The following is a 6,984-nucleotide window of genomic DNA, read 5'->3' as shown; positions in this document are numbered from 1 at the left end:
GTTTTTGTTACTTGGTTATAAAGTGAATTGACTTCACAATGTGTATTGCTTTGAACCGAAGTTCAAAGACCCTACACATTTGATTCGTCGAAACGTTGTTCAGTTTTCAAAGATCTACCTGTCTGCTACCAAATTGGTCTGTATCAGACAACTTAATTAGAATACCAGTTCCTCACTACTCTGTCAACAACTTTCAATAAATTATTTTCAAGATGTTTTGAATTGGTATATTTGCCGCTAGGAAGGAAAAATGTTTATTTCCTTTTTGACGACGTTTATTAGAATACCAGTCCTGAATCCACGGGTCAATCATTTTGTTACAATATCATTTGTTTTTAATGTTTTCCATTAATGCCAGCCAATTCCTTATTGTTTCCCGTATAACTGTACCCGTTTTTTCCATAATGGATATTGCTAAAAGCAGCGGAAACGCAAAAAAAGACACGCCTCAACGTGTCTTTAAGATGCTGCATTAATCTTCTTGGTCGAGATTATCTTCTGCGCGCATCGTTGGGAATAATAAGACGTCGCGAATCGACGGGGCATCAGTCAATAGCATGACTAGTCGATCAACACCGATTCCTAAGCCGCCAGTTGGAGGCATACCGTATTCCAACGCTTCAACAAAATCTTCATCAATCAATTGAGCTTCATCATCACCGGCATCGTGTTCCTTCGCTTGGGCTTCAAAACGCTCACGCTGATCAATCGGATCATTTAGTTCTGTAAAGGCATTGGCGAATTCATTGCCCATAATATAAAGTTCGAACCGGTCTGTGAAACGCGGATCATCTGGATTCTTTTTAGCCAGTGGTGAAATTTCAACCGGATGACCATAGATAAATGTAGGCTGAACCAGCGTATCTTGAACCTTATCTTCAAAGAACTGATTAATAATATGACCCACTGTCCAAAACGGTTCATAATGAATGCCGTTTTCTGTTGCTAATTGTTGTGCCTGTTCAAGATCCATTGGCTGCCAAAAATCAATACCTGTTTCAGCCTTGATGGCATCAACCATGTGAACCCGTTTGAACGGTTTGGCAAGATCAATCGTCGTGCCTTGATAGCTCACAATGGCATCTGTAGTCACTGCTTTAGCAGCGGCCTTAAAGATTCCCTCAGTTTCATCCATCACATCGTGGAAATCCCAGTAGGCAACATAAGACTCTAACATCGTAAACTCAGGATTATGTTTGGTATCAATGCCTTCGTTGCGGAATACACGGCCAATTTCATAAACCCGTTCCATCCCACCAACAATCAAACGTTTTAAATGGAGTTCTAAGGCGATTCGTAAGTAAAGTTCAATATTTAACGCATTATGATGAGTGATAAACGGCCGTGCCGCCGCCCCACCAGCAATGTTATGCAATACCGGCGTTTCAACTTCTTGGAAATCCAAACCATCTAGGTAATGACGAATAGCCGAAATGATTTTTGTACGCTTCTTGAATCGATCAAAACTATCATCATTAGCGATCAAGTCAAGGTAACGTTGCCGATAAATTTGTTCTTGATTCGTTAAACCATGAAATTTATCAGGGAGTGGCCGCAACGCTTTACTTAAGAAAGTTAATGCTTGCGCACGTACAGTTAACTCGCCCATATCGGTCTTAATGACATCACCTTTAATGCCAATAAAGTCACCGATATCCGCCCGTTTAAATACGTGGTACATCTCTTCACCAATGACATCTTTGCGAACATAAATTTGAATGCGCCCGCTACGATCCTTTAAATCGGCAAAGCCAACTTTCCCCTTACCACGTTTGGAGACCATCCGTCCAGCAATTGTTACAATATGGTCTTCATTGGCCAAAGTTTCCTTGTCTTCGTCACCAAACTGCTCATGCAATTGCGCAGCCAAATGTGTCCGGTCAAATCGATGGCCAAAGGGTTCAATCCCTTGATCGCGCAATTCTTGCAATTTTTCGCGGCGCACGCGCATTTGATCATTCATTTCTGTATCTTGTTTTGCCACATTAATCCCTCACTTCTGTCAAATTAACACTGCCACCATTTTACACTAAAAGTTAGCCTTGCCGAACACTTTCCGAAGTTTCCCGTGCTTGGCGGGCAGCTAATTGCGTCATGAACCGATCAAATAGTTCAATCATTTCAGCTGATGTTTCTGCGTTATTCAAGGCGACTTTTGTCCGCGCAGAGTGAGCTATTCCTTTCAAGTAGTAGCCGGCCTGGCCCCGAAACTCACGTGAACCAACGTGATCACCTTTTAAATCCACTAACCGCTGCAAATGTTCCTTAGCGATGGCAATCTTTTTATCTGCAGTTGGCTCTGGCAACAACTCCCCTGTTGACAAGTAATGCGCCATCTGGCCCAATACCCATGGGTTACCTTCTGCGGCACGACCCACCATTGCGGCATCCGCACCAACTTCTTCAATCATTTTCTTGGCGTCTGCCGGTGTTTGTATATCACCGTTTCCCATAAATGGAATATGAATCTGCTTAGCCACTTCATGCAAGATGTGCCAATCAGAGTGGCCCTCGTAAAATTGATGACGTGTTCGCCCATGCATGGCCAATGCGCAAGCACCGCCGCGTTCGGCCGCTAAAGCATTTTCCACTGCGTAAAGATGGTCGGGATCCCAGCCAGTACGCATCTTGACGGTCACTGGCTTCTTGACCGCATCTGTCACATAAGAAACCATTTCATAGACTTTATTGGGGTCTAACAACCACCGAGCACCGGCCTCCGTTTTAACCACCTTGTTAACAGGGCAGCCCATATTAATATCGATAATATCCGCCTCAGTTTGTTGATCTACATACTGGGCCGCTTGAACTAGGGTTTCTTTCGTCCCGCCGAAAATTTGAATACTCATTGGATGCTCAGCTTTCGAAACACTCATCATCGATAGCGTTTTTTTATTTTGATACATAATACCGCGGTCTGAGATCATTTCGCAGACAACCAAGCCGGCCCCAAATTCCTTACAGATAACGCGAAAAGCTTGATTAGTCACTCCAGCCATCGGTGCAACTACAATCTGGTTAGGAATCTCCACTGAACCAATTTGCCACTTCATCTTTGCACCTCCAAATTTTATGCCTGCTGTTCGGTAATAATTGCGGCCAAGTCTGCTTCACTGAACTTATACCGGTTGCCACAAAAACGGCAAACCGCTTCGGCACCATGATCCTCATCAATCATTGCTTGCAATTCATGAGCAGGCAAACTACTTAAATCGGTGGCAAAACGGGCCTTCGAACAATCACACTGAAAAGCCACGGGGACTTTTTCCAAAATATTTACCCGCGACTCACCAAACAAGTCAGTCAAGATGTCTTCTGGTGTCTTCCCATCGCGTAGCAATTGCGAAACTAACGGCATGTCTTTTAAAGATTGTTCCAGTTGACTAATCGCCTGATCGTCAGCCCCTGGCAAAACCTGGATCATAAAACCGCCAGCCACACCAATCGTATTGTCGTTTTCTACAAACACCGATACCCCAACTGCTGACGGGATTTGTTCCGACTGAGCCAAATAGTAAGTGAAATCATCCCCGATTTCCCCACTTACTAGACCGACCTGCCCCGTGTAGGGTTGATCCAAACCTAAATTTTTTGTAACCGATAAAAACCCATTGTGACCCACTGCGCCGCCAACATCGATGTGTCCAGCCTCATTAAGGGGCAGATGAACGTGTGGATCGATGATGTACCCCTTAACAATACCATTGGCATCTGCATCGACCACAATTCCTTTAGCTGGACCGTCGCCAGCTACTTTGACGGTCATTGTTTCTTGCCCTTTCAATAAAGAAGTACCGAGTAATAGTGATGCCGTTAACGTCCGTCCTAACGCTGCCGAAGACGCACTCCACGTATCGTGGCGCCGCTGCGCTTCCGCAACCACTCCTGTACTTCTCACGGCATAAGCGCGAAAATTACCGCCATCAATTATGCTTTTTACTAAATAATCGTTCATTTCAAACTCCCTCGTTAACTATCCATCACTCACTGATGGCGTAACCCAAAATTTCTGAAAGCAAGTATACCGCACTCCATAAAAAAAGTCAGTTACGCGTGAACTCAGGTTGGGATGGGGAGACAAAAAAGTATCTCGTCAAACTTGACGAGATACTTTCCGCGTAACCAACTTAAATTATTCGTTTGAATGTGAATCTGAATCTGATTGTGCCGATGATGTAGGTGCCTCACTAGCAGATTCTGGTTGACTCGTCGCCGATTGTGGTGCGCTTGTCGCTGTAGAATCACTGGTAGATGCACTGAGCGCATCATCATGTGCTGCAGCACGTTGCGCCTCACGCTGTTCGAGCGCACTCTTAGCTTGTTCAAAGGTTGCTGCTTGCGCATCAGCATTGGTTGGCTGAGCTTCTGGCATCTTACCCGTCTTAAACAAACTTAGAATCTGCTTCTCATCCAACGTTTCATATTTCAAAAGCGCTTCGGCAATCAATTTATGCTGTTCACGGTGACTCTGAATAATGTCACGGGCTTCTTGGTAACCCTCGCTCGTTAACCGACGAACTTCTTCATCAATCAACGCAGCGGTCTCTTGTGAATAAGGGGGTTGTTGGCCGTATTGAGCACCTAAGAACGGTTGCCCATCACTCTCTAACGTAACCATCCCCAGCTTATCACTCATCCCATACTGGGTAACCATTGCCCGAGCAATGCCGGTTGCTTGTTCAAAGTCATTAGATGCACCGGATGACTCAGAGTTAAAGATAATCGCTTCAGCAGCACGACCACCCATCAACCCGGCGATCTGCTCTTGTGCATCTTTTTTACTCATTAACATCTGGTCTTCACGTGGCAACATGATTGCGTAACCGCCTGCACGACCACGTGGGACAATCGTAACTTTGTGCACGACTCGCGCATCATTTAAGACCAAGCCCACAATCGTATGGCCAGCTTCATGGAATGCCACCGTTCGACGCTCTTGATCTGAGATAACCCGATCGTGCTTAGCTGGACCAGCGATGACGCGATCTTCGGCCTCATCTAAATCGGCTGCATCAATTTGCGTCTTACCGCGACGAGCGGCCAACAATGCAGCTTCATTCAATAGGTTTGCCAAGTCGGCACCTACAAAACCAGGCGTCTGTTTCGCAATTTCTTTTAAATCCACATTAGCAGCTAATGGCTTGCCCTTGGAATGTACTTTCAAAATTGCTTCACGGCCCTTAACGTCAGGACGACCCACTAAGATCTTGCGGTCAAAACGACCTGGCCGCAATAACGCAGGGTCCAACACATCAGACCGGTTCGTAGCGGCCATGACAATGACCCCTTCATTACCCGTAAACCCATCCATTTCAACTAACAACTGGTTCAACGTTTGCTCGCGTTCATCATGGCCGCCACCCATGCCAGTTCCCCGTTGACGACCAACTGCATCGATTTCGTCAATGAAGATAATCGAAGGAGCACTCTTTTTGGCTTGGTCAAATAAATCACGAACTCGGCTAGCCCCGACCCCAACAAACATTTCCACGAAGTCAGAACCAGACATGGAGAAGAACGGTACGCCAGCTTCACCGGCAACAGCCTTGGCCAGCAACGTTTTCCCTGTACCTGGCGGGCCCTCAAGTAAGACGCCGGCTGGAATGTGAGCACCTAATGTCGTAAATTTATGCGGATCTTTCAAGAACTCGACCACTTCGACTAGTTCTTGCTTTTCCTCTTCTTCACCGGCAACATCGCTGAACCGAATTGTATTACTCTTCGGATCAGCAGGCTTAGCTTTAGATTTCCCAAAGCTTGCCACACCACCACGGCCACCTGCACCGCCTTGACCAGCCTGCCCCATCATCATGTAGAAGAAGAAACCAATCAAGATGACAGGCAAAATTAAGCTAATTAAATTAATCCAAAAACCGCTGGATTCTTCCGGCTTAGTATCCATCTTGACATTATGTTTAGACGCCGCATCAGTCACCTGTTGGACGCTAGCATTATTCTCCAAAATAGAACTGGTAAAGTTCTTAGCAGTTGTCGTTTGACTACTACCAATCCCAAGGCCGGTACTACCAGAACCAGAAACTTTTTGTGCCTTTCGATACTCACCGGTGATTTTATAAACTCCACCAGCCGGTTGTACCTGAAAGTTTTTAACCTTGTTTTGCTTTAATTGACGGACAAATTCGCTGGAACGAATGTTCTGGGTTTGAGATCCGGAGTTATTGCCAAAAAAGAAATATAAAATTCCCATAAATGACAAGAAGATCACGATCCAAAACAAACTATTCCGAACCGGCCCATTTCGGCGTGTATTCATGCATTGCCTCCTGACGGCATAGACGTTATTCAGACCATGATCAATGGCCTGATCAGGGTTAATCCCTGTTGATGAAACATACTATATCACAATTGACCTATCTTGACCAAATAAAAATCACGCCTTTTTCGGTCAATTTTATTAGGCACAGATTTTTCACTCAGGACGGTCACCTTCATATACGGATGGTTTTAAAACACCCACATATGGCAAATTACGATAGAACTCTTTGTAATCAAGTCCATAACCAACCACGAATTCTTTCGGCAATTTGAAACCCACATAGTCGGCTTTAGCCGCGACCACTCGACCCTCAGGCTTATCAAGTAACGTACAGACCTTGATGTCCTTAGCCTGTCGCTGTTTCAACAGATCGATCAAGAATTGTAGGGTACGTCCAGTATCGATAATATCTTCCATAATAATGACATTACGTCCAGCTACATCAGCGCTAAGATCGTGGACCAATTGAATCTCGCCAGCTGAAGCAACGCCACCGTGATAACTGGAGACATCAATAAAGTCCACTTCGGCCATAATGTCCATCTCGCGCATCACATCAACCGTCCATAAGATCGCACCCTTAAGTACCGAAATTAAAATCGGCCGTTTGTCCTGATAATCCTCAGTGAGCTGCTGCCCCAGTCGGTGAGCTGCTTCCTTAATGTCTTCAACACTATAGAGCGTTCTTTCAATATCGTTATTCATTC

Annotated in this window: 5 protein-coding genes; all 5 read right to left on the bottom strand. The window is 45.2% G+C overall.

Going from position 1 to position 6,984, the window contains the following annotated elements:
- Positions 1 to 472: 472 nt before the first annotated feature.
- Complete coding sequence (gene lysS / locus ACKTR2_RS05810; RefSeq protein ID WP_407883465.1) at positions 473 to 1,963, bottom strand: lysine--tRNA ligase; 1,491 nt, start codon at positions 1,961 to 1,963, stop codon at positions 473 to 475.
- Between the two features lie 73 nt (positions 1,964 to 2,036).
- Entirely contained in the window at positions 2,037 to 3,053 is a 1,017-nt protein-coding gene (dusB, locus tag ACKTR2_RS05805; RefSeq protein ID WP_407883422.1) for a tRNA dihydrouridine synthase DusB, read from the bottom strand.
- A gap of 17 nt (positions 3,054 to 3,070) precedes the next feature.
- On the bottom strand, positions 3,071 to 3,955 hold the full coding sequence (gene hslO / locus ACKTR2_RS05800; protein WP_407883420.1) for an Hsp33 family molecular chaperone HslO: 885 nt from the start codon (positions 3,953 to 3,955) through the stop codon (positions 3,071 to 3,073).
- A gap of 177 nt (positions 3,956 to 4,132) precedes the next feature.
- Positions 4,133 to 6,274 carry an ATP-dependent zinc metalloprotease FtsH gene (ftsH, locus tag ACKTR2_RS05795; protein ID WP_407883418.1) on the bottom strand — a complete coding sequence of 714 codons (2,142 nt, stop codon included), beginning with the start codon at positions 6,272 to 6,274 and terminating at the stop codon, positions 4,133 to 4,135.
- A gap of 156 nt (positions 6,275 to 6,430) precedes the next feature.
- A complete protein-coding gene (gene hpt / locus ACKTR2_RS05790; RefSeq protein WP_407883416.1) occupies positions 6,431 to 6,982 on the bottom strand; it encodes a hypoxanthine phosphoribosyltransferase in 552 nt (183 codons plus the stop codon).
- Between the last annotated feature and the right edge of the window lie 2 nt (positions 6,983 to 6,984).

This window comes from Furfurilactobacillus curtus (assembly GCF_045862785.1).
Lineage (GTDB): Bacteria > Bacillota > Bacilli > Lactobacillales > Lactobacillaceae > Furfurilactobacillus > Furfurilactobacillus curtus.
This window is presented reverse-complemented; position numbering and strand designations above follow the sequence as displayed.